The organism is Mycolicibacterium stellerae, assembly GCF_003719305.1.
GTDB classification, from domain to species: domain Bacteria; phylum Actinomycetota; class Actinomycetes; order Mycobacteriales; family Mycobacteriaceae; genus Mycobacterium; species Mycobacterium stellerae.
In genome coordinates this window covers 103,782-121,881 of record NZ_RARC01000019.1, presented here as the reverse complement: position 1 = coordinate 121,881, position 18,100 = coordinate 103,782, and the positions used below count along the sequence as shown (strand labels likewise).

General features: G+C 64.1%; 17 protein-coding genes and 2 pseudogenes. 8 read left to right on the top strand and 11 right to left on the bottom strand.

The window, feature by feature from the left end:
• Positions 1 to 177: 177 nt before the first annotated feature.
• The 4 genes and pseudogenes from D6M19_RS35135 to D6M19_RS21945 form a co-directional block, all read left to right on the top strand.
• Positions 178 to 660 (top strand): annotated as a pseudogene (locus D6M19_RS35135) (NAD(P)-dependent oxidoreductase); the annotation flags it as partial.
• Positions 646 to 1,056, top strand: a complete 411-nt coding sequence (locus D6M19_RS35130; RefSeq protein WP_268812327.1) for an NAD-binding protein — start codon at positions 646 to 648, stop codon at positions 1,054 to 1,056. The pseudogene D6M19_RS35135 and the gene D6M19_RS35130, both read left to right, overlap by 15 nt.
• A 75-nt stretch (positions 1,057 to 1,131) precedes the next feature.
• Positions 1,132 to 2,313 (top strand): glycoside hydrolase family 1 protein, encoded by a 1,182-nt coding sequence (locus tag D6M19_RS21950; RefSeq protein ID WP_234834983.1) that lies wholly within the window; start codon positions 1,132 to 1,134, stop codon positions 2,311 to 2,313.
• 43 nt (positions 2,314 to 2,356) lie between these two features.
• A complete protein-coding gene (locus D6M19_RS21945; protein ID WP_123027362.1) occupies positions 2,357 to 3,595 on the top strand; it encodes a thiolase family protein in 1,239 nt (412 codons plus the stop codon).
• A 226-nt stretch (positions 3,596 to 3,821) separates the two neighbouring features.
• On the opposite strand, the pseudogene D6M19_RS34885 reads toward D6M19_RS21945, so the two are convergent.
• The 3 genes and pseudogenes from D6M19_RS34885 to D6M19_RS21935 all read right to left on the bottom strand — a co-directional run.
• Positions 3,822 to 3,959: pseudogene (locus tag D6M19_RS34885) on the bottom strand (hypothetical protein); the annotation flags it as partial.
• Between the two features lie 210 nt (positions 3,960 to 4,169).
• Positions 4,170 to 4,694 (bottom strand): DUF302 domain-containing protein, encoded by a 525-nt coding sequence (locus D6M19_RS21940; RefSeq protein ID WP_123027361.1) that lies wholly within the window; start codon positions 4,692 to 4,694, stop codon positions 4,170 to 4,172.
• Positions 4,691 to 5,452, bottom strand: coding sequence for a hypothetical protein (locus D6M19_RS21935; RefSeq protein ID WP_123027360.1), 762 nt, complete (start codon positions 5,450 to 5,452; stop codon positions 4,691 to 4,693). The genes D6M19_RS21940 and D6M19_RS21935 overlap by 4 nt, the downstream gene beginning before the upstream one ends.
• 785 nt (positions 5,453 to 6,237) lie before the next feature.
• On the opposite strand from D6M19_RS21935, the gene D6M19_RS21930 reads away from it, so the two are divergent.
• A complete protein-coding gene (locus D6M19_RS21930) occupies positions 6,238 to 7,194 on the top strand; it encodes a zinc-dependent alcohol dehydrogenase family protein (RefSeq protein WP_123027359.1) in 957 nt (318 codons plus the stop codon).
• Between the two features lie 327 nt (positions 7,195 to 7,521).
• Entirely contained in the window at positions 7,522 to 8,520 is a 999-nt protein-coding gene (locus D6M19_RS21925; protein WP_123027358.1) for a zinc-dependent alcohol dehydrogenase family protein, read from the top strand.
• A gap of 461 nt (positions 8,521 to 8,981) precedes the next feature.
• Here the strand turns inward: D6M19_RS21925 and D6M19_RS21920 are convergent, their stop codons facing one another.
• From D6M19_RS21920 to D6M19_RS21905, 4 genes are all read right to left on the bottom strand, one after another.
• Entirely contained in the window at positions 8,982 to 10,340 is a 1,359-nt protein-coding gene (locus D6M19_RS21920; RefSeq protein WP_123027357.1) for an MBL fold metallo-hydrolase, read from the bottom strand.
• Positions 10,341 to 10,383: 43 nt separating this feature from the next.
• Positions 10,384 to 11,157, bottom strand: a complete 774-nt coding sequence (locus D6M19_RS21915; protein WP_123027356.1) for a sulfite exporter TauE/SafE family protein — start codon at positions 11,155 to 11,157, stop codon at positions 10,384 to 10,386.
• Positions 11,158 to 11,386: 229 nt separating this feature from the next.
• The gene (locus D6M19_RS21910) at positions 11,387 to 11,656 is read right to left on the bottom strand and encodes a metal-sensitive transcriptional regulator (protein ID WP_123027355.1); all 270 of its coding nucleotides are present in this window, start codon (positions 11,654 to 11,656) and stop codon (positions 11,387 to 11,389) included.
• A gap of 398 nt (positions 11,657 to 12,054) precedes the next feature.
• Positions 12,055 to 13,059 carry an NmrA family NAD(P)-binding protein gene (locus D6M19_RS21905; RefSeq protein WP_206428592.1) on the bottom strand — a complete coding sequence of 335 codons (1,005 nt, stop codon included), beginning with the start codon at positions 13,057 to 13,059 and terminating at the stop codon, positions 12,055 to 12,057.
• Between the two features lie 173 nt (positions 13,060 to 13,232).
• Here D6M19_RS21905 and D6M19_RS21900 point away from each other — a divergent pair, with 173 nt between their 5' ends.
• Positions 13,233 to 13,820: a TetR/AcrR family transcriptional regulator gene (locus tag D6M19_RS21900; protein WP_123027354.1), complete on the top strand. Its 588-nt coding sequence runs from the start codon at positions 13,233 to 13,235 to the stop codon at positions 13,818 to 13,820.
• A 221-nt stretch (positions 13,821 to 14,041) separates the two neighbouring features.
• Here D6M19_RS21900 and D6M19_RS21895 read toward each other — a convergent pair whose 3' ends face one another.
• Positions 14,042 to 14,632, bottom strand: coding sequence for a TetR/AcrR family transcriptional regulator (locus D6M19_RS21895; RefSeq protein ID WP_123027353.1), 591 nt, complete (start codon positions 14,630 to 14,632; stop codon positions 14,042 to 14,044).
• 95 nt (positions 14,633 to 14,727) lie between these two features.
• Between D6M19_RS21895 and D6M19_RS21890 the strand changes: the two genes are divergently transcribed.
• Entirely contained in the window at positions 14,728 to 15,648 is a 921-nt protein-coding gene (locus D6M19_RS21890; protein ID WP_206428591.1) for a PIG-L deacetylase family protein, read from the top strand.
• Positions 15,649 to 15,720: 72 nt separating this feature from the next.
• On the opposite strand, the gene D6M19_RS21885 is transcribed toward D6M19_RS21890, so the two are convergent.
• From D6M19_RS21885 to D6M19_RS35400, 3 genes are all read right to left on the bottom strand, one after another.
• Complete coding sequence (locus D6M19_RS21885; RefSeq protein WP_234834982.1) at positions 15,721 to 15,984, bottom strand: zf-HC2 domain-containing protein; 264 nt, start codon at positions 15,982 to 15,984, stop codon at positions 15,721 to 15,723.
• A gap of 133 nt (positions 15,985 to 16,117) precedes the next feature.
• Entirely contained in the window at positions 16,118 to 16,648 is a 531-nt protein-coding gene (locus D6M19_RS21880; protein WP_123027352.1) for a DUF302 domain-containing protein, read from the bottom strand.
• 189 nt (positions 16,649 to 16,837) lie between these two features.
• Complete coding sequence (locus D6M19_RS35400) at positions 16,838 to 17,635, bottom strand: maleylpyruvate isomerase N-terminal domain-containing protein (protein WP_123027351.1); 798 nt, start codon at positions 17,633 to 17,635, stop codon at positions 16,838 to 16,840.
• Between the last annotated feature and the right edge of the window lie 465 nt (positions 17,636 to 18,100).

Sequence of the window (18,100 nt, the reverse complement as noted above, 5' to 3'; positions counted from 1 at the left end):
ACCTCAACTCTTACCGCGACATCGAGGGACTTCAGTTCCCCACGACCCGCACCGTACTGCCACGCGGTGAAGACAACCGCCCCACCCACGCCCCACCCATGGTCTCGATCACGTTCCGCGAATACGGGCTGACATGAACCTCACGGGGATGCCCGGAACAGCGGCTCGGATGCGTTCGTTGGCGCTGCGATGACGGCCCTGCGAGTGACGGTCCTGGGGACCGGTGCGATGGGTGCCGGCATGGCGCGGTCGCTGCTGCGGGAGGGGATCGAGGTCGCGGTGTGGAACCGCACCGCCGAACGCTCGGAGCCGCTGTCCGCCGATGGTGCCGTCGTCGCTGTCGATCCGGCTGCGGCAGTCACCGACGCCGACGTCGTAGTGGCGATGCTGTTCGACACGGCCGCAACCCTTGACGTCATGGCGACGGTGCTGCCCGCCATGAAGGACGGCGCGGTCTTCGTCCAATGCGCCACCGTCGGCATCAAGGGCGCCGCGCAGACTGCGGCGGTCGCCGCCGAGGCGGGCGTCGCGTTCCTGGACTGCCCGGTGCTCGGCACCAAAGCCCCTGCGGAGCAAGGCAAGTTGGTCATGCTGGCCTCCGGTGACCCCAGCCTGCGCGAGCGGGTGCAACCGGCGTTCGACGCGATGAGCTCCAAGACCATCTGGGTGGGCGACGAGCTCGGTCTCGGGTCGAAGCTCAAACTGGTCTGCAACGCGTGGATCGGTGCGCTGGCCGCCGCCGTCGGCCAGTCGTTCGCGCTCGCGAAAGGACTTGGCCTGGATCAACGATTGATGCTCGACGCGCTCGACGGGGCCGCGGCCGACTCGCCCTACCTCCAGGCGAAGGGCACCGCGATCATCGAGTCGTCGTACGCCCCGCAGTTCAGCGTCGACGGAGTCCGCAAGGACACTGGGCTCATCAAGGACGCGATCGTCGCGTCGGGGGTCTCGACGGTCCTCGTCGACGGCATCCTCGGCGCCTTCGACGCCGCCAGCGAGGCTGGTCACGGCGACGACGACATGGCCGCGGTCTATTTCGGGTATCACCGTGATTGATCCGGGTTCACTTCCACTACGCCAACTTTGGACTCTACCGCGCGATCAGGCCGGCGCCGTCGCCGAGGAGCGACCGTGAATGCCGAGGCACCTGACTTCCGTTGGGGGGTGGCCATGGGCGCACACCAAAGCGAGGGCAACAACATCGCCTCGGACTGGTGGAGCATCGAACACGCCCCCGACACCTTCGTCCGGGAACCCTCCGGAGACGCCATCGACGGCTATCACCGCTGGGCCCAGGACATGGACCTGGCCGCGGCCGCCGGCTTCACCGACTACCGCTTCGGCATCGAGTGGTCGCGGATCGAACCCGCAGACGGGGCCATGTCGCGCGCCGAGGTGGACCACTACCGCCGTCTGGTCCAGGGATGCCGCGAACGGGGGATGCGGCCGTTCCTCACGCTGCACCACTTCACCGTGCCCAAGTGGTTCGCCGACTCTGGGGGCTGGTTGCGCGCCGACGCGGCACAACGCTTCGTGCGCTACGTCGAGGCCCTCGCACCGGTGATCGAGGAGGGCGTGGAGTATGTCGGCACCATCAACGAGCCGAACATGGTGGCCATGTTCGCGACCCTGGCCACCGGCGGGCCCGATGCGCTGCAGGCGGGACTGCCCGAGCCTGATCCTCGAGTCGCCGCGGCGATGGTGACGGTGCACCGCGCCGCGCGGGACGTACTCAAGACCCGATGGCCGCATCTCAAGGTGGGCTGGGGCATATCGGTGCAAGACTTTCAACCCGTTGCCGGGTCCGAGGACGTCTTCGCGAGCTACGTCCATCCCCGCGACGAGTACTTCGCCGAGGTGTCCCGCGAGGACGACTGGGTCGGCGTGCAGACCTACACCCGGGTACGGATCGCGCAACGCGACGGGCGCCCGGTGGAGGTCCTCGATGACACCGCGCCCACCACCCTCTCGGGCTGGGAGTACTACCCCAGCGCCCTGGGCGGCGCGGTACGCCGGATCGCCGCGGTGGTCGGCGAGGTTCCCATCATCGTCACCGAGAATGGCATCGCCACCGTCGACGACGCCCAACGGATCGCGTTCACCCGCGAGGCACTCGATTCGCTGTGGTCGGCGATGAAAGACGGCGTCGACGTCCGCGGATACCTGCACTGGAGCCTGCTCGACAACTGGGAATGGGGCGACTTCGCCCCCACGTTCGGGCTGATCGCCGTGGACCGGTCGACCTTCGCCCGCACTCCCAAACCGTCACTGGCCTGGCTCGGCCAGCAAGCCAACCAAAGACCACGACCATGACCCGCCCGCCACGATGTGGGCGGCTGCAGAGGAGAGACGCCCGATGACCGACGCCTTCATCCTTGGAGGGGTGCGCACCCCTTTCGCCCGCTACGGCAGCTCGCTGTCGCACATTCGGACCGACGACCTGCTGGGCATGACCATGAAAGGTGCGTGCGAACGCGTCGGGGTGCCAATGGATCAGGTCGAGGACATCATCGCGGGCTGCGTCAACCCGGCCCACGAAGGCATGGGCGACGTCGGCCGCTGGGCGGCGCTGGCGGCGGGTTTCCCCGACAGTGTCGCCGGTGCGACGATCAACCGCTTCTGTGGCTCCTCAGTGAGCGCGACCATCAATGTCAGCCACGCCATCAAGGCGGGCGATCTCGGTGTCGGGATCGCCTGTGGTGTCGAGTCGATGTCGCGGTCGGGTTGGGCGCTGATGAAGGGCGACGCGGCGTTCAGCCCTCGAGGGCCGGTGTTCATGCTCGACACCATGTGGGCTGGAGCGGGCGGCCCACCCAACCCGGCGCTGCTCGCTCGCAACGCCTACATCGCGATGATCGAGACGGCGCAGAACGTGGCCGATCGGTACGGGTTCACCCGCGAAGAGATCGACGCGTTCGCACTGCGTTCGCAGCAACACGCCAAGGCGGCGCGCGACTCCGGTCGGCTGGCGAAGGAGATCATGCCGGTGACCATCGCGGCGACGAAGAAAACGCCCGAAAGACGCTTCGAGCACGACGAATTCATCCGCGACGACACCACGGCGGAGACGTTGGCGACGTTGCCGGTCCAGCCGGGCACCACCCAGATGACCGCAGCCAATTCCACGCCGCTGACCGACGGCGCCAGCGCGATCGTGCTGGCCTCGGGGGAGAGGGCCGCCGAAGTCGGAGTCGAACCGCTGGCCCGAGTGGTGTCGTCCGCCGTGTACGGAATTGACCCATTGTTCATGGGACTGGCGCCGGCGTGGGCGATCCCGCTGGCCATCAAGCGCGCCGGCCTGACACCAGAGCAGATCGACGTCTGGGAAGTCCACGAGGCGTTCAGCGCCCAGGCGCTCGGCGTCCTGCGCGAACTGCCAAACCAGTTGGGCGGGTTCGTCGTTCCCGACGACAAGCTGACACCCAACGGGGGAGCCGTCGCCATCGGTCACCCGTTCGGCGCCTCAGGCACCCGATACGTGCTGACGCTGGCCACCGAACTGCGGGAGCGCAATGTCCGCTACGGAGTGATCGGTGTCTGCATCGGCTCCGGCCAGGGTGTGTCGCTGGTGCTGGAAAACCCTCGTGCAGCATGACGGCTGCCCGTTCACGCCCTGGGACGGCGGAACCGACCTACCCCTGGCGGTGATCCCGGGTCATGGCGCCAAACTCAGTTCGATTGGAGCGGGCGCTTAGTGGGCGCCGTGCCCAGGAGTGTCAAAGCTTGCTCAGTTGCCTCGAGGACGACTCGTTCTGGACAGCCGCCCTGGCTGAGCGCGGCGACGCCTCGCAGTGTCGCTAGCAGCAGGCTTGATGCAGCGCTACTGCAGTACATGATGCCGATCATCTTGTGATCGGTGGTGGTCACCAGCTTGTAGATGAGATTGCCCTAGGGGCCCATCCGTTCCGGGAAAGGCCGTGTTGCTCGAGTTCTCCGATTGGGGGCGCTTCGGCTACCAACAGATCCTCCAGATGACTGTTTTCGGTGACGCAGATGGCTCGCCCCTGTGCGAACCAAGTGCCAGGTTGTCGTTGTTCGGTTTCTGTTGCTCTCGCGTGCCGCAGATTGGTTGGGGGTGGCTGCATCGACGAGCGCAGTGGGCTGGGGTCAAGTATCGGGGCGCTGAGTGATGATGGTGTTGGTCCTCGTGTCCACTCGTGAAATGTCGATCAAGGCAAACTCTGGATGCGCAATTGGCTTGGGATCTTGCCGCCCAGCAGCTCGATCAGGCGGGCAAGCAGTTCGTCGAGTTCCTCGCCGACGGCGCCGATCTCGGGATTGTCATAGCTAGCGAACAGCAGACTTGGTTGGTCGACGGCTAGGAGCGTGTCGCCCTTCGCGTCTGCATAGAGCAGGGTCCGCAGCGGTGCGTGCAACATGATTGCGGGATCGTGGCGGAACATCCGCTCGGCGATGGTGTGATTGCCGATCAAATACTCCGTCGCCTTCCAAGGCGAGGGCGACCCGGCCATGACGGCACTGACGTCGGTGCGGTGATAGCGCATGAATCCGTGTGGCGCGTTGATCTCCGCCAACTCCAACGTGGCCTCCCAGGAGGCCATTTGGTAGGAGCGGGTGGCATCGAAGGGTGGAACGAGGGTTTCGTAGTGGACGCGGGCCGCATCGTAGGTTTCTGGCAACCGCACCGAGAGTCGCCGCGACGGGTGCTCGACGGCAGTGGTGGTCGAGGTCATCGGTGGGCCTGTCCGTCGTTGAGTGCGTAGTGGAGTTCGACGTCGTGGATGTCGAGGGTGATTGCCGGCAGGTTGAGGTTCACGGTGTTGTCGGGGTTGCGGCGGAAAACCCTGCGGCGGGTGGCGACTTGGAGTCCACCGAAGGATCGGTACCGGCTCGTGTAGTGCCCGACGAGGGCGCTTCCCATCACTTCGGCGACGTAGTCCATCCGGCGCTGCAGTCCATCAGCGCCGAAGTAGAAGACCTGATCGCGACTGTGGTTGGGCAGCGACGGCGGAAACTGAACACGCAGCCGTCGCCAGGTCTGACCCGCTTCTTCCCACGGTTCGATCTCTTCTGACTCCACCCCCGGATACTGAAAGACGAACGGGGAGTTGAAGTAGTTCCAGCAGGCGTAGCCAAGGAAATAGCCGAGATGCAGGGCGTCCCATGGAGTGGGCAGTAGAAATCCGTCAAATTCGGCACGTGCCGGGGACATGGTGTCGACCACTTCGCCCTCGAGGGTGTCGAACGTGACAGTGTCGGTCGCAGCGTTGAAGGTCAGTCGTCGATCAGGACGGGTGAACGGGGTGAATACGATGTGTTCATTTGTGGTGTCGACGGTGAGGATCTGGTCAAATGTCTGGCCCGGTGGCCAGCCCTTCAGCCCCCAGATGGGCCCCCCGATCGAGACGTCGACGCTCAACGCGCGCAAGCGCTTCCACTGGTCGAGCCCCCCGGAGGCCTTCATGGCGAGGTCGAGGAGTTCGCTACTCATGACCGACTACTTCCCGCCGAGGTTGAACGGTGATGCGCTGCCGCACAGCCGTACTCGTCCGTTAGGCAACGGCTTCTCGTCGAACGCGCCGCATGGCGACATGCCGCCCTCGGAACTGCGCATCAGCTCTCCTCGTGGATTGGAATATCCAACCTAGCATCTGGGTAGTGGATGTCAACCCAACCCGCTGTGGTCGACGTTCGAAGACGAGTACTACTACCGTCATTCGTTTGCCGCTATGGCTGAAGGCGTTGCAGCAGTTGACAAGTGGATGACTTTTACAACGCGCAGAAGCGTCACTCGGTGATCGGGATGCTCAGCCCCGTCGCCTACGAGCAATCACTGGACGCGGCTACACAAGCCGCATAAACCCCTCTTCACTCTTCGGGGAGAACCTCAAACCAGGAGCGGTGCGCTGGTGTCCCACAAGAACTCCGGCTCCTGCGGTGCGGTGCTGGCCTGCGACTCCGCACGGAGAACTCGTTCCAGGGCCGCACGCAGACGGGTCAGCGTGGCGGTAGCAGGTCGCGGGGTCCCGTAATGTACTGGATGTTAAAGAACCGGGTAAGCACCGGCATGCTTTTTGCTGGAAACGCCCGGAGCGGCCCAGGCCGGGCAGGGCGATGCGCTTGCGCGCAATACGGATCGATGAGCCAGTCGATGGCCAAGGGAATAGATATCTGTTATTGACTGTTCGGTACAGTACGGAAAGAAGCAGTCACAGATCCTCATCCGGTAAGTGACACAACGGATTTGATAATCTATGAGACGCAAGGAGAATTGACGTGAGAGCTTTACAGATCGAATCGTTCGGTGACGCCCTTGAGGTGCTGTCTCTGGTCGATGCCGCCGAACCCGGCGAACCCGGCCCTGGTGAAGTTCTGGTATCGGTGCAGTACTCGCCGCTCAATGTGCATGATCTGCACCTGATTGGCGGGCATCTTGTGCCCGTGCCGTTGCCTGCGGTCGTCGGCAACGAGGGCTTGGCCACTGTCTTGTCGACCGGGGTCGGGGTCTCCAACGTCGCTGCCGGTGACCGGGTCGTTCTACCGCTGCTCTCCGGCGCGTGGCGGGAACGACTCGTTCTGCCAGCTGCGGGATTGTTCGCCCTACCCGAGGGCGACCCGCAGCAGCTGTCCATGCTGGGCAGCAACGTGCCCACCGCAGGCTTGGCGCTCAGTGAATTCGTGTTGCTCAAGCCCGGGGACTGGGTGATTCAGAACGCCGCCAACGGCGGGGTCGGGCGGTCACTGATCGCGCTGGCACACCACCGCGGACTGCGCACTGTCAACCTGGTGCGCCGCCCGGACCTGGCCGACGAACTCACCGCGGCAGGCGCGGATCTGGTCCTGCTCGACGAGCCTGGTGTCGCCGCCGAGATCGGCAGCCACCTCGGCGACACCGAGATCCTTCTCGCTCTGGATTCCATCCGCGGACAATCTGCCACCAACCTGATCGATGCACTGTCCCCCGGCGCCACCATTGTCAGCTTCGGCAACGCCTCCGGGCAGGCCATCGACGGCGATGCCGCGAAGGCCAAGGACATCACTCTCAGTGACTTTTTCGTCGGCGCCTTCGACAACATCACCCACGTGGTGCCCGTCATTCACGAGGCCGCCCCCTTGGTCGCGTCGGGCGAACTTCATGTTCCGATCGCCGGGGTCTATGACCTCGCTGACTTCCGGTGCGCCATCGCCCATCTGCAGCGCGGCGGCAAAGTCCTGCTCAACGTGGGCGGTTGACCGCTCGAATCGGCACCCCCGCGATCTGGCGCCCCGGCATGAACGGCTCCAACCGCACGCCGCCGCTGCGGCGTCTGGATACACCACCCATCCGACGGTGACGGAAGTACGTGGACCTCGAGCGCAGACTGTGAGAACGGCTGACCCTGGCCCCCAGCTCGAACTGTCGGCGACATTGACAACAGATGTCCTCCGCCAAATGTGCGAGTACTAGGGGACCGCGACGGTCGGCGAGTTCGCGGATTTTTTTGCGAGGCGTCCGCGTAGAGGGCGTAGAGCCTGCACACCATTTCACTCGAGATCCATTACAGAAAAGGACAACACATCATGACGCGTACTGTTACGTTCACCAGGCCCGGTGCCTCGGAAGTGCTCGAATTCGTCGAGACCGAGCCTGCGGCCCCCGGCCCGCACGAGGTCCGCATAACAGTCAAGGCCATCGGCATCAACCGCGCCGAGGCCATGTGGCGAGTTGACGACTACCTCGAGCCGGTGAAATTTCCGGCCGGGCTCGGCTACGAGGCAGCCGGAATCGTCGATGCCATCGGTGACGAGGTCGCAGGCGACTTCGTCGTCGGTGACGCCGTCAACGTCATCCCGTCCTTCTCGATGAATGACTATCAGACATACGGCGAATCGATAGTGGTTCCGGACTATGCCGTTGTACGGCAACCCAAGTCACTGTCCTTCACCGAGGCCGCCGCGGTCTGGATGATGTTCGTGACACCGTACGGCCCGCTCATCGAGGACGCGAAGGTCGGGCCAGGAGACTTCGTCGTCATCTCCGCCGCATCGAGCAGCGTGGGGCTGGCCGCAATCCAGATCGCCAACCTGGCCGGCGCGACCACGATCGCACTCACCCGCACCTCCGCCAAGAAGCAACAATTGCTGGACATCGGCGCCACGCACGTCATCGCCACCGAAGAAGTCGATGTGCTGGCTGAGATCACACGAATCACCGAAGGCAACGGTGTTCGCGTGGTGTTCGATTCCGTTGGTGGTCCAGCCTTTTCGACGCTGATCTCTGCGTTGTCTTTTGGTGGCACCGCTTTCATCTACGGACTGTTGAGCACCGCCCCGACGGAGCTTCCCGTGCTCGAAATGATCGCCAAGACGGCAACAGTCAAAGCACACAACATCTGGCTGACCAGCGGCGACGAGGCTCGACGCCTAGCGGCCGTCGATTTCATCCTCGGCGGGCTTGAGGGCGGAACCCTCAAGCCAGTCATCGACCGAGTCTTCCCCTTTGACCAGATACAACAGGCGCACCGCTACCTCGAACAGAGCGGACAATTCGGCAAAATCGTCGTCACCGTCGGCGACTAGGCGTTCGGCGTGAGTGAACACCCGCCTGAGTTATGTTGACGCTTTTGTTGGACGACCTGTACATGGACGACTTTCGGCATCCCGGCAGGGACGAACACCGCGCCATCAAATTTTTGATGGCCACTGACGACGGCACAAGCGTAGACAGCTGGCACCAGCCCCCTCGACTGGTCTACGACCTCTTTCTACATCAAAGCGATGCATGAAGCGTTGCAGGGCAACAAGGTCAGCATTCATGGACCGGACGATCGTTACCCATGCGAGCACCATTACCGGTTCGATCTGATCAGGGCGCCGGATCTAGAGGTCGACCAGGAATCCGCCGAACGCGCGGCCCGCGCTGGGGACGCTGGTTGAGAAAACTCCGTCCGCCATCTTGATGAGAATTCTGCAAACCTGCAGCTAGAGGTGTCGGCTTCCGCCATCAACGTTGAGAACCGACAGCATCGGTTCCGGTTGTGTTACCTGTGTGCTTGGGAGGTGAGGCCGAGCTCGTCGGCATGGGCGTAAGTGTCGTCGATGAGCACGGTGGTGCGACCAGAGCGGTCCAGCATCGACGCCGCGATGGAGGCGCGGTAGCCCGATCCGCAGTGCACCCAAACTTCGCCCGGAGGAACCTCATCAGTCCGGTGGGCGAGTTCGTGCAGGGGGATGTTGATGGCTCCCGGGAGGTGGCCGTCGTCGTACTCATCCCGTTGACGGACGTCGAGCACGGCGAGGTCGTCGTGGGACCTGGCGTCAGCCAGGTCGGCGAAGTCGGCCACTCGGTAGGAGCGTAGGGGTGTGCCGTTGGCGAACTGGGACACGTCACCGACTGCTGATCCGGTGACGTCGTCGATGCCGATGCGGACCAATTCGCGTTGGGCAGAGCCGATTTCGTCTTCACTGTTGCCGATCAGCGTCAGCGGTGCGCCCCATTCGTAGAGCCATCCGAGGTATGTGACGAAGGACGTCGACAATTCGAACGCGAGCGTTCCGTCGAGGTGTCCCGCGGCAAATGCGGTGCGGTTGCGCAGGTCGACGACCCACTCTCCGGCGTCGATGCGGCGGCGCAACTCCTCTGGACGGACCCGCGCGGGGGTCGAGAGATCGACCGGCGCGGGTCCTCGGCTGTTGATGACGCCCATGTGGGCGTAGTAGGCGGGGTAGGCGGACAGTCCGGCGATCAGCTGGTCGACGTAGGTTTGTTCGTCCTGCGTGAGCGCGGGGTTGTTGGTGCGCTGCTCGGCGATGGTGGAAGTATCGCCGCTGCCTGGTGTGGCCGAGCAGAAACTGCCGAAGCCGTGGGTGGGATAGACCTCGGTGCTGTCGGGGAGTTCGTCGGCGAGGCGGCGGATGGAGCGAAATTGGGCATGGGTGAGGTCGTTGGTGTGGTCTTGGCCGAGCAGGTCGGTGCGGCCGGTGGTGCCGTGCAGCATCGACCCCCCGGTGAAGACGCCTACTGCCACGCCCGTGCCATTGCGCAGGACGTAGCTGATGTGGTGGTGGGTGTGGCCAGGGGTGTGGACGGCCTGGAGTTGGATGGCTCCGGCGTCGACGACGTCGCCGTCTTCGATGGCGCGCCGTCGATACTGGACCTCGTCTCCGGCGGGCACCACGTATTCCGCTCCGGTGAGGTGTGCGAGTTCTAAGCCGCCGGTGACGTAGTCGTTGTGGATGTGGGTCTCCAGGACGTGTGTGATGCGGACGCCGTGCTCTCGGGCGAGGTTCAAGACCCGGTCGACGTCGCGTTGTGGGTCCACGACGACGGCGACGTCGCCTTCGGTGATCAGGTAGCTGCGGTCGCCGAGGCTGGTGGTTTCGATGATGGACACGTTCATGGTGTATCGCTCTCTTTGTGGGGTGGGGGGCAGAGCCGTTGTGTCAGTGGAGAACAAGGGTGTCGACCAGGACGTAGCCGGCGACGGCGAAGACCAGGTAGGCGAACCAGTGCTGCAGTCGACTGGTGTCGACAGTGCTGCCGACGTTCCCGGCGATGAGTGATCCGACGATCGCGGTGCCGACGAACGCGTTGGTGATGCCCCAGTCGATGCGGACGCCGTGCAGATGGGAGAACACGGCTGCTGCCGAGTTGACGGTAACGATCAGCAGTGAAGTTCCCACGGCGATGGGCATTTCCACGCCGAGCATCAAGACCAGCGAGGGGATGATGAGGAAGCCGCCACCGACTCCGAACAGTCCTGTCAGGAAGCCGACGACGAGTCCGGCGGGGATGGATCGAGGCGCGCAGCGTCGCCAGTTGATCCCCGCGTTGCCGACCGTGCAGGCGGTACCTGTGTCACCGTTGTCGCGGAGCATCCGTACCCCGGCGGCGACCATCACCACGGCGAACCCGAGCATGAGGGCGTGCTGCGGCAGGTGTTTGCCGACGGCCGTCCCGAGGATGGTGGCCGGGATGCCGGCGGCAGCGAAGATACCGGCCAGTCGCCACTGCACCCGATGCGCCCGCACCTTGGGTAACGCCCCCACCGCCGAAGCGATCGCGATGACGATCAGTGATATCGGGATGGCTTGTGCCACATCGAGTCCGAGTGCGTAGACGAGGACAGGTACGGCCAGGATCGATCCGCCACCGCCGAGGAGTCCCAGTAGGACGCCGATGATGGCACCGAAGATCAATGACAGTGTGATGGCCATGTCGCGTGTTCCGTAACCGGATGTGTCGCCGCAAACCCTCGTGGTCGATCTGGTGGCCGGTGGATGTTGTGTCGCCAATGGGGTGGTGAGGACCGTCCCCCTAGCAGCGGCGGCGTTGCGGGGTAGCAGCAGCCCGATCCGGCGACCCGCATTCATGACACGCTGCGCAAGTGTCGGAATGTACGCGGCTGATGCATGTCACTGTTCCCGTGGTGGCGTCGTTGGAGCCTCACGCGAGCGCGAGGAACAGCTTCTCCAACTCCGCCTCGGTCAACGGTTGTGAACTATCGGATGTCTCACCGGTCAGGCACTGCCGCAGCCCGGTGGCGACGATCTTGAATCCGGCTTTGTCCAGCGCGCGAGATACCGCCGCCAGTTGGGTGACGACGTCCTTGCAGTCGCGGCCCTGTTCGATCATCGAAATGACCCCGGCCAGTTGGCCGTGCGCACGGCGCAGTCGATTGAGCACTACGCCGACGGTCTCTTCGTCACCAATCATGTGGCTGCTCCTCGATATACCAGTGGGGGTATTGATCTGCTGTCTTCGACTATACCCCCATGGGTATCTGTCGTCGAGCGTCGAGGCGTGGCCGGCCCGTCGCGGGTGCGACGGGCGGGGCCGCCCGGTGGAGCCGGGGTTCCGACACCGATGCCGCTGTGGGTGCTGATCCGACGTTGGATGGCGGGGCCGGACAACCACGGAGGGAATTCCCCCTCCGTGGTCTCCCCGGCGCCGAAAAAGGCCCCAAAGGCCGCTCGCGCACGGACGGGTCCAAGGCATCGAACGGGGCGCTCGCAATCATGCTGACCGCTCCTCCCTCTCTGCACACGTCCGGCGCCGGCTGCCCCGGCTAATCGGACGCAGTCACCCAGTGGCCAGCCCTTCCGCGTCAGGCGTCAGGACTGGCTGCGTGCGGCACTCAAGTCCGCTTGGATTCGCGTCGAGTTCTCCAGGGCGAATCGCAGCGTCTTGGGTGCGCGCCCAAGCAGTTCGGCCAAGTCATCGGTGGGAAGGTCGAAGTAACGAGCGCAGGCCATCAGACGCGTCAATGTCTTGAGGTGCTCGCCGTTGTGTGGCTTGCTCGCGGCGAGTGCGCTGTCGACGTAATCAGAATTCCAGGACTCGAGGTCTTGGGGTACATACATCACGGGCTGCTTCAGCGCCGCGGCGTAGTCGTCGGCGAACTCGTACATGGTCTTGAGTTCGGGCCCGATCAGCGTATAGGTCTTGCCGACGTGTGGTTCCGGATCCTTGAGGATGTTCACGCACAGTTCTGCGACGTCGTACCCCGCGATGGGCGCCACCTTGCTGTCGCCGAATGGCAAGCGCAGTTCACCCGTGGCCAGCAGGTCCGGGATGGGGAACCATGCGAAGATCGGGTTTTCGACGAATATGCTGGCGCGGATGTGGACGACCGGCAGGCCCGACCAGTCCAGAACCTGTTCCCCGATCCAGTGCGCCCGCTGTTGCGGTGACCACTGGGAGACGGTGCCGCCGAGCCAGGTCAGGCGAACTCCTTCCGGAGCCGTCATCCGGTCGAACGTCAGCAGCGACTGCTCCGACTCGGAGATGTTGACGAAGACCTCGAGATCGCCCTGCGCATGTGCCACGGCGGCCATCAGCAGGTTGGCATCGACGTAATACGGCGACAATCCCATGCTGAAGTACAGGCGCTGGCAGCCCTGCAGAGCCGCGGCGACATCGGCGACGTTGAGCAGATCACCGACGAACACGTCGGCTCCCGCTTCCCGCAGCGCCGCGGCGCGGTCATCGTCGGTCCGGACGAAAGCGCGGACCGGCCAGCCTGCGTCCAGGAGCATTCGGACCATCGTGGTGCTGACCGAGCCCACCTCACCGGCCGCGCCCGTGATCAGGATGGGACGTGTGTGCGTCGTCGACATGATTCTCCATTGCTCAATGAGTCGTGCGGATCTCTTCGCCATCGGTGTACCTGGGCACTCGCAGGACGCCGGTATTCTCAACCATCATTAATCTGCATGATGACCATCATCCAGAATGCTAGACTAAGACCGCGGATTCCACACGTCGGCACGGCAATCGAGAAGGTAGGGCGATGGGACACTCACGCGCCGAAAAGCAGCAGAGTCACGAACGGATCCTCGATGGGGCAGCCCGGATGATTCGCAAAGCCGGGCCGAATGGAGTCAGCATCGCCGACCTGATGAAGTCGGCGAACCTCACCCACGGCGGCTTCTACGGGCATTTCCGCTCTCGCGAGGCCCTAATTGATGCTGCAATCGAACGCGCAATCGCCGATGGGTCGGACTCATTTGCAGCGCTGCCCACCAAAGACGATCCCGGTTCGGTCGCGTCGATCGCGAACCGGTATCTCAGCAGTCGCCACCGCGACGACATCGCCGGCGGCTGCGCAATCGCCGCTCTGGCAACAGATGTCGGGCGCATGGATGATCGAGAAGCTCGCGAACTACTCGTGAACCACCTAGAGGCCCGTTTCGATCGCATGGCCGCGGCCATGGGTGGCGGAACGGTAGCTCAGGATGCGGCCGTGACCGCATGGTGCACGATGATCGGCGCGATGGTGCTCTCCCGCCTATTCCGCGGAACCAAGCGTGGCGATCAAATCCTCCGGCAGGCCCAGAAATCGGTTCTCGACCTCGCTGCCTCGGTGAGCGAGTCGTGACCCTCGCCGGTGGTGGCACACCGCGACTCCTCGGCGATACCGTACAACCAAGGGCCGCAGGGACGTTCGAACGAAGACCCCGCCAGAGGCATGCGCACGAGTGGCGGCGTCGCCACGGGACGCGTGCCCCGGCACCGATGGGCAGGTCGCATCCGCGCCCAGCGATCAGCCAGCCGGTCGGGCCGGCCCACGCGGCCTACGGCCAGGGCTCGGTTCCGCTGCTAGTGACCAACGTCGGTGGGTGCTGGGCGCAGTTGGCTGAGGGCCTGCTCGGCGGCTTGAATGACGACCTCGTCGGTACACCCACCCAGGGCGAGAGCAGAGATGCCGCGCAAAGTCGCCAACAGCAGGCTGGCAGCGGCCATGCAATTGATCGCGTGGTGAACGGAGCAGTGGCGCTGCGCCTCCATCACCGTGTCAGCCAGAAGCCGGTGCAGCAAGTCCAGAACGTCAGCGGCGTACGCCACGACCTGAGGGTCGGTCGCGGCGAGTTCGACGGTGCTTCTCTCCAGCAAGCAACCTTGCGGATCGACGAGCCCGGCTCGTGCTGCCGCCCGGATGAACTCGGACAAGCGCAACCGCGCGTCGGGGGAACCGGTGGTGAGTTCGGCTTTGACAGAGCTGACGATTTCGGCGCAGTCGTCGGAGAGGTCGAGCAGCAGCAACGTGCGTTTGTCCCCGAACGTCGCGTACAGGCTACTTCGAGACAGGCCCGCCGCGGCACATTGATCGTCGATCGACATCGCCGCGTACCCGGTGGTGCGGAACTGCTCGCTCGCCGTTCGCAGCGCGGTAGCTTCATCGAAGGTCATGGGGCGAACCCCTTTCGGAGATCAGCAATTTCATGTACTGATCGATCAGAAGGTGGTGAGCCGCGGTGGCGCCGGTCGATGTTCGAGGTGTCGGGGTGAGCGTCTCGTCGGGTACCGCGGGACGAGCTCCGGTGCTGATGGCCGTGCATGCTCATCCGGACGACGAGTCCAGCCAGACCGGCGGCACACTGGCGCGCTACAGCGCTGCTGGCTATCGCACCATTCTCGTCACCTGTACCGACGGGGCGTGCGGCGATGGGCCCGGTGGGGTCAAACCCGGTGCGCCTGAACATGATCCGCGGATAGTCGCTCGGATCCGCTCGAAGGAGTTGGACGCCGCCACCGCTGCACTGGGGATCAACCAGGTAGTCAAGCTGGGCTACCGAGATTCGGGCGTGCCTTCGGACACCGGCTCGGACACGACGACGGCCCTCCACGGTGACCCTTGGTCATACCGCCGGCGCGCATTTAGGCCACTGGTCACTCAGATGCTGCAATTGCTGCACGCGTACCGCCCGCAGGTGTTGATCACCTATCCGCCCAACGGACTGTCCGGGCATCCCGACCACATCCGGGTGCACGAGGTGGTCACCGCCGCGCACCGTCAGCTGATCACCGGACGTGCGCCGGACAGCCCCGAACCCGCGTCACCGTGGCTGTACCACATAGCACTGTCACGATCTCGGCTCGCGGTCGTTCAGGATGCTGTGCGGGCGGCATCGGGCCCCGATGCATGGGTTCCGCCCGAGGCGATGGCCGTCGAGGACCTCGACATTACGGCGGCGATTGACGTTTCGGCATTCTGGGACAACAAGATCGCCGCGCTGAAGGCACATGCCAGTCAGCCGGACGCAGCCAGCTTGCTCAAGGTGTTCTCCAACTTCTCCGGCCCGGCGTCGCTCAGCATGAGGGTCGAGGAGTATGTGCGTGTCTGGCCGCCGACCTCAGGCGTTGTGCCGCGGCAGCACGATCTGTTCGACCTCCACGCCGCACATGCCGACCGCGGAACCACGTGATGGGCGCTACCGCTCTACCGCGCGTGCCGAGGTGGGGGACGATCGGCGTATCCGGCGTCTTGCGATCAATCGTCATGGGCCCCATGTGATTCGCTTGGGAGCCTTCTCTCCGCCACCCTTGGTAGCGATGAGGTTCTTGACGCGCCCCTCCAGTGCGTAGTGGTCCAGGCAGCCTTGGCATCCCGCGAGGTGCCGGCACAACCTGGCGTACATCGCGGGGGCGCACTCGCCGTCGAGGAAGGTCCACGTCAGGCCGACTACGACGGCGCATTCGACCGTGTCATTCAGCGAGTCGACCACCGTGGTTCGTCCTTCGCTGCCGTACAACACGACCACACAGGGTTGGCTACTCCGCTGAGTCGCCGCTTGTTTGGCCGTGATCCAACGTTGTCGCGGCGCCGCGCGGGGCTGTGGGACAACACCGCACGCGCGAGGCGCACTGAGCGGCAGCGGGTTGACGACACGGTCGCTAGTCGTCGAACGACGCGGACTCCACGTCAACTCCAATGGCTGCCAGTAGCCCGCGCACCTTGTCGTCGAGTTCGCGACCAACGGCAGAGATCCGTGGGTCCTCCAGGCTGCCAAACAGCGTGCCGGGTCGATCGAGGCTGAACACGGCGTCGCCACGGTCGTCACTGAAGACGAGGATGCGCAGGGGGGCGTAGAGGAGGGTCAGGGGGTTGTGCCGGAACATCCGCTCGGCGATCGTGTGGTTGCCGATCAGGTACTCGACCGCGCGGGTGTGATGTCCCGCCGGTGTCATGAGCGCTGTGCCGTCGACCGTTGCGAAGACCATCAACCCGTGGGGTGCGTTCTCCGCGACCGCGGCCAGCACCTCGTCCCAGGTACCTCCGCGGTTGACGATGCCTTCGATCCGGTCCTGCCGAAACTTCGGCGCGGCCGTCTCCAGGGCTGTGAGGAACGTTTCGAAGGGGATGGCGGTCGAGATGTCCAGACGGGTCGCGAGGTGCTGCGTCCTCGTCGTGCGGGCCGTGGTCATGATTGCTCCTCGGTGTGCTGGTGTTGGTCATTGCCGCGGCGTGGGATCGCCGTGTCACTGGGTGGATGGATGGACGGTCAAGGTGTCGAAGTGCGCTGAAACGGTTGAAGAGTCGTCATGATCGCCTCTGCATCTCACATCCGACGTCAACTCTCGGAATGCACGTTGTCGTAAGACGGGTATATCGCGTCAGATGAGATTGAGTGTGTTCAAGAAGCGTTGTGCTGCCACGTGATCGCCGGCAACGGAGACGGTATTTCGCCAGTCGACCCGTCGGGTCGACCAAGCCAGGAAGTCAGCCGTCGTGGACCGGATCGTCGCAACAACGTTTGCGCAGACGTCGATCGTCGGCGTCACGGTGATGGCACCGTTGATGACACCGACCACGAGATCCCGTGCGGCCGGACCGGTGAGTTCGAGGCGGAGCGGCCCTCCAATGGCGGCGACGAGCACGGGCTGCATCTTTGTCACGCCAGCTACCAACCACGCCATCGAGGGTTCGAGCAGTACTTCGTCGAAGGCAAGCACGTCGCGGTCGATTGGCCCACGCGGAGCGAGGATGTCGTAACGCAAGTGTGTCGTCATGTCGAACGTGAACATGTCGGCGATCGCGTGCAGCGGGTAGGAACCGAGGTCCAGCATCTGGGTCTCGGCGGACGCTGCCGGCTCGTCTTGCAACGGCTCGAAGGCGGCCAGCGCTTGGTCGAGCTGATGTTTCAGGATTGTGATGGTCTCGGCACCAGTGTGATCCCGTTGTTCGGCGACTTGGATATCGTTGAGCTTCTCAATCCCCAAGTCGGGTAGCGGTTGATGATTTACCGCAGCGACGAGGTCGCCGAGTAGGCAACCGACATGCGTCACGACGTCTTGCACCGACCACCCGGAGGCTGCGCTCGGCGTCTGCCAGTCGCGATCGGTGAATGTCTCGGCTACGGAGATGAGGTCCTGTGCTGCCCGCCTCATTCCGGTGATTCCGGCCCTACTCATCTGTCGTCCTCTCGTCGTTGATCCAGTGACTGATCGCAGTCGTGCGTCGAGGAAGTTTCCTTCGAGGCGATAAATTGGGGAATGTCAGCGGCCAGTCCGTCTGCCGCACTTCGTAATAGGACGCGTCACGTAATCGTCCTATTCCCAAATGGGTCCTATAATCAGATTGTTAACGGCCGGTCCACATCCGACCGTCTTTTCTGATTCCGGAAATCCGTTCCGACGGGACGGCCCTCGCGGATGGGATTCCGATTCGAGCGTAATTTCGACGGAGCGACTTGTGGTTTGACGGATCGCGTTCGCGTCCTAGGTACCTCGCGCGAGGTCAGGTGCGACCCCGACGAGGACTCGGTTGCCCCCGAACCTGGTCCTGCCGATACCAGGATTGGCGGGGTATCCCCAGAGCTGGTGACGTGGTCGCATCCTTGTCCCAGCGGGAGCATGCATTATCACGCAATAGTGAAG

What these genes read in the sequence shown, in the direction of transcription:
- D6M19_RS21925 (WP_123027358.1), top strand. Translation starts at nt 7,522, where the DNA reads ATGACGCGTACTGTTACGTTCACCAGGCCCGGTGCCTCGGAAGTGCTC.
- D6M19_RS21900 (WP_123027354.1), top strand. Translation starts at nt 13,233, where the DNA reads ATGGGACACTCACGCGCCGAAAAGCAGCAGAGTCACGAACGGATCCTC.
- D6M19_RS21940 (WP_123027361.1), bottom strand. Translation starts at nt 4,694, where the DNA reads ATGACCTCGACCACCACTGCCGTCGAGCACCCGTCGCGGCGACTCTCG.
- D6M19_RS35130 (WP_268812327.1), top strand. Translation starts at nt 646, where the DNA reads ATGAGCTCCAAGACCATCTGGGTGGGCGACGAGCTCGGTCTCGGGTCG.
- D6M19_RS35400 (WP_123027351.1), bottom strand. Translation starts at nt 17,635, where the DNA reads ATGAGTAGGGCCGGAATCACCGGAATGAGGCGGGCAGCACAGGACCTC.
- D6M19_RS21895 (WP_123027353.1), bottom strand. Translation starts at nt 14,632, where the DNA reads ATGACCTTCGATGAAGCTACCGCGCTGCGAACGGCGAGCGAGCAGTTC.
- D6M19_RS21935 (WP_123027360.1), bottom strand. Translation starts at nt 5,452, where the DNA reads ATGAGTAGCGAACTCCTCGACCTCGCCATGAAGGCCTCCGGGGGGCTC.
- D6M19_RS21910 (WP_123027355.1), bottom strand. Translation starts at nt 11,656, where the DNA reads ATGATTGGTGACGAAGAGACCGTCGGCGTAGTGCTCAATCGACTGCGC.
- D6M19_RS21905 (WP_206428592.1), bottom strand. Translation starts at nt 13,059, where the DNA reads ATGTCGACGACGCACACACGTCCCATCCTGATCACGGGCGCGGCCGGT.
- D6M19_RS21920 (WP_123027357.1), bottom strand. Translation starts at nt 10,340, where the DNA reads ATGAACGTGTCCATCATCGAAACCACCAGCCTCGGCGACCGCAGCTAC.
- D6M19_RS21945 (WP_123027362.1), top strand. Translation starts at nt 2,357, where the DNA reads ATGACCGACGCCTTCATCCTTGGAGGGGTGCGCACCCCTTTCGCCCGC.
- D6M19_RS21915 (WP_123027356.1), bottom strand. Translation starts at nt 11,157, where the DNA reads ATGGCCATCACACTGTCATTGATCTTCGGTGCCATCATCGGCGTCCTA.
- D6M19_RS21880 (WP_123027352.1), bottom strand. Translation starts at nt 16,648, where the DNA reads ATGACCACGGCCCGCACGACGAGGACGCAGCACCTCGCGACCCGTCTG.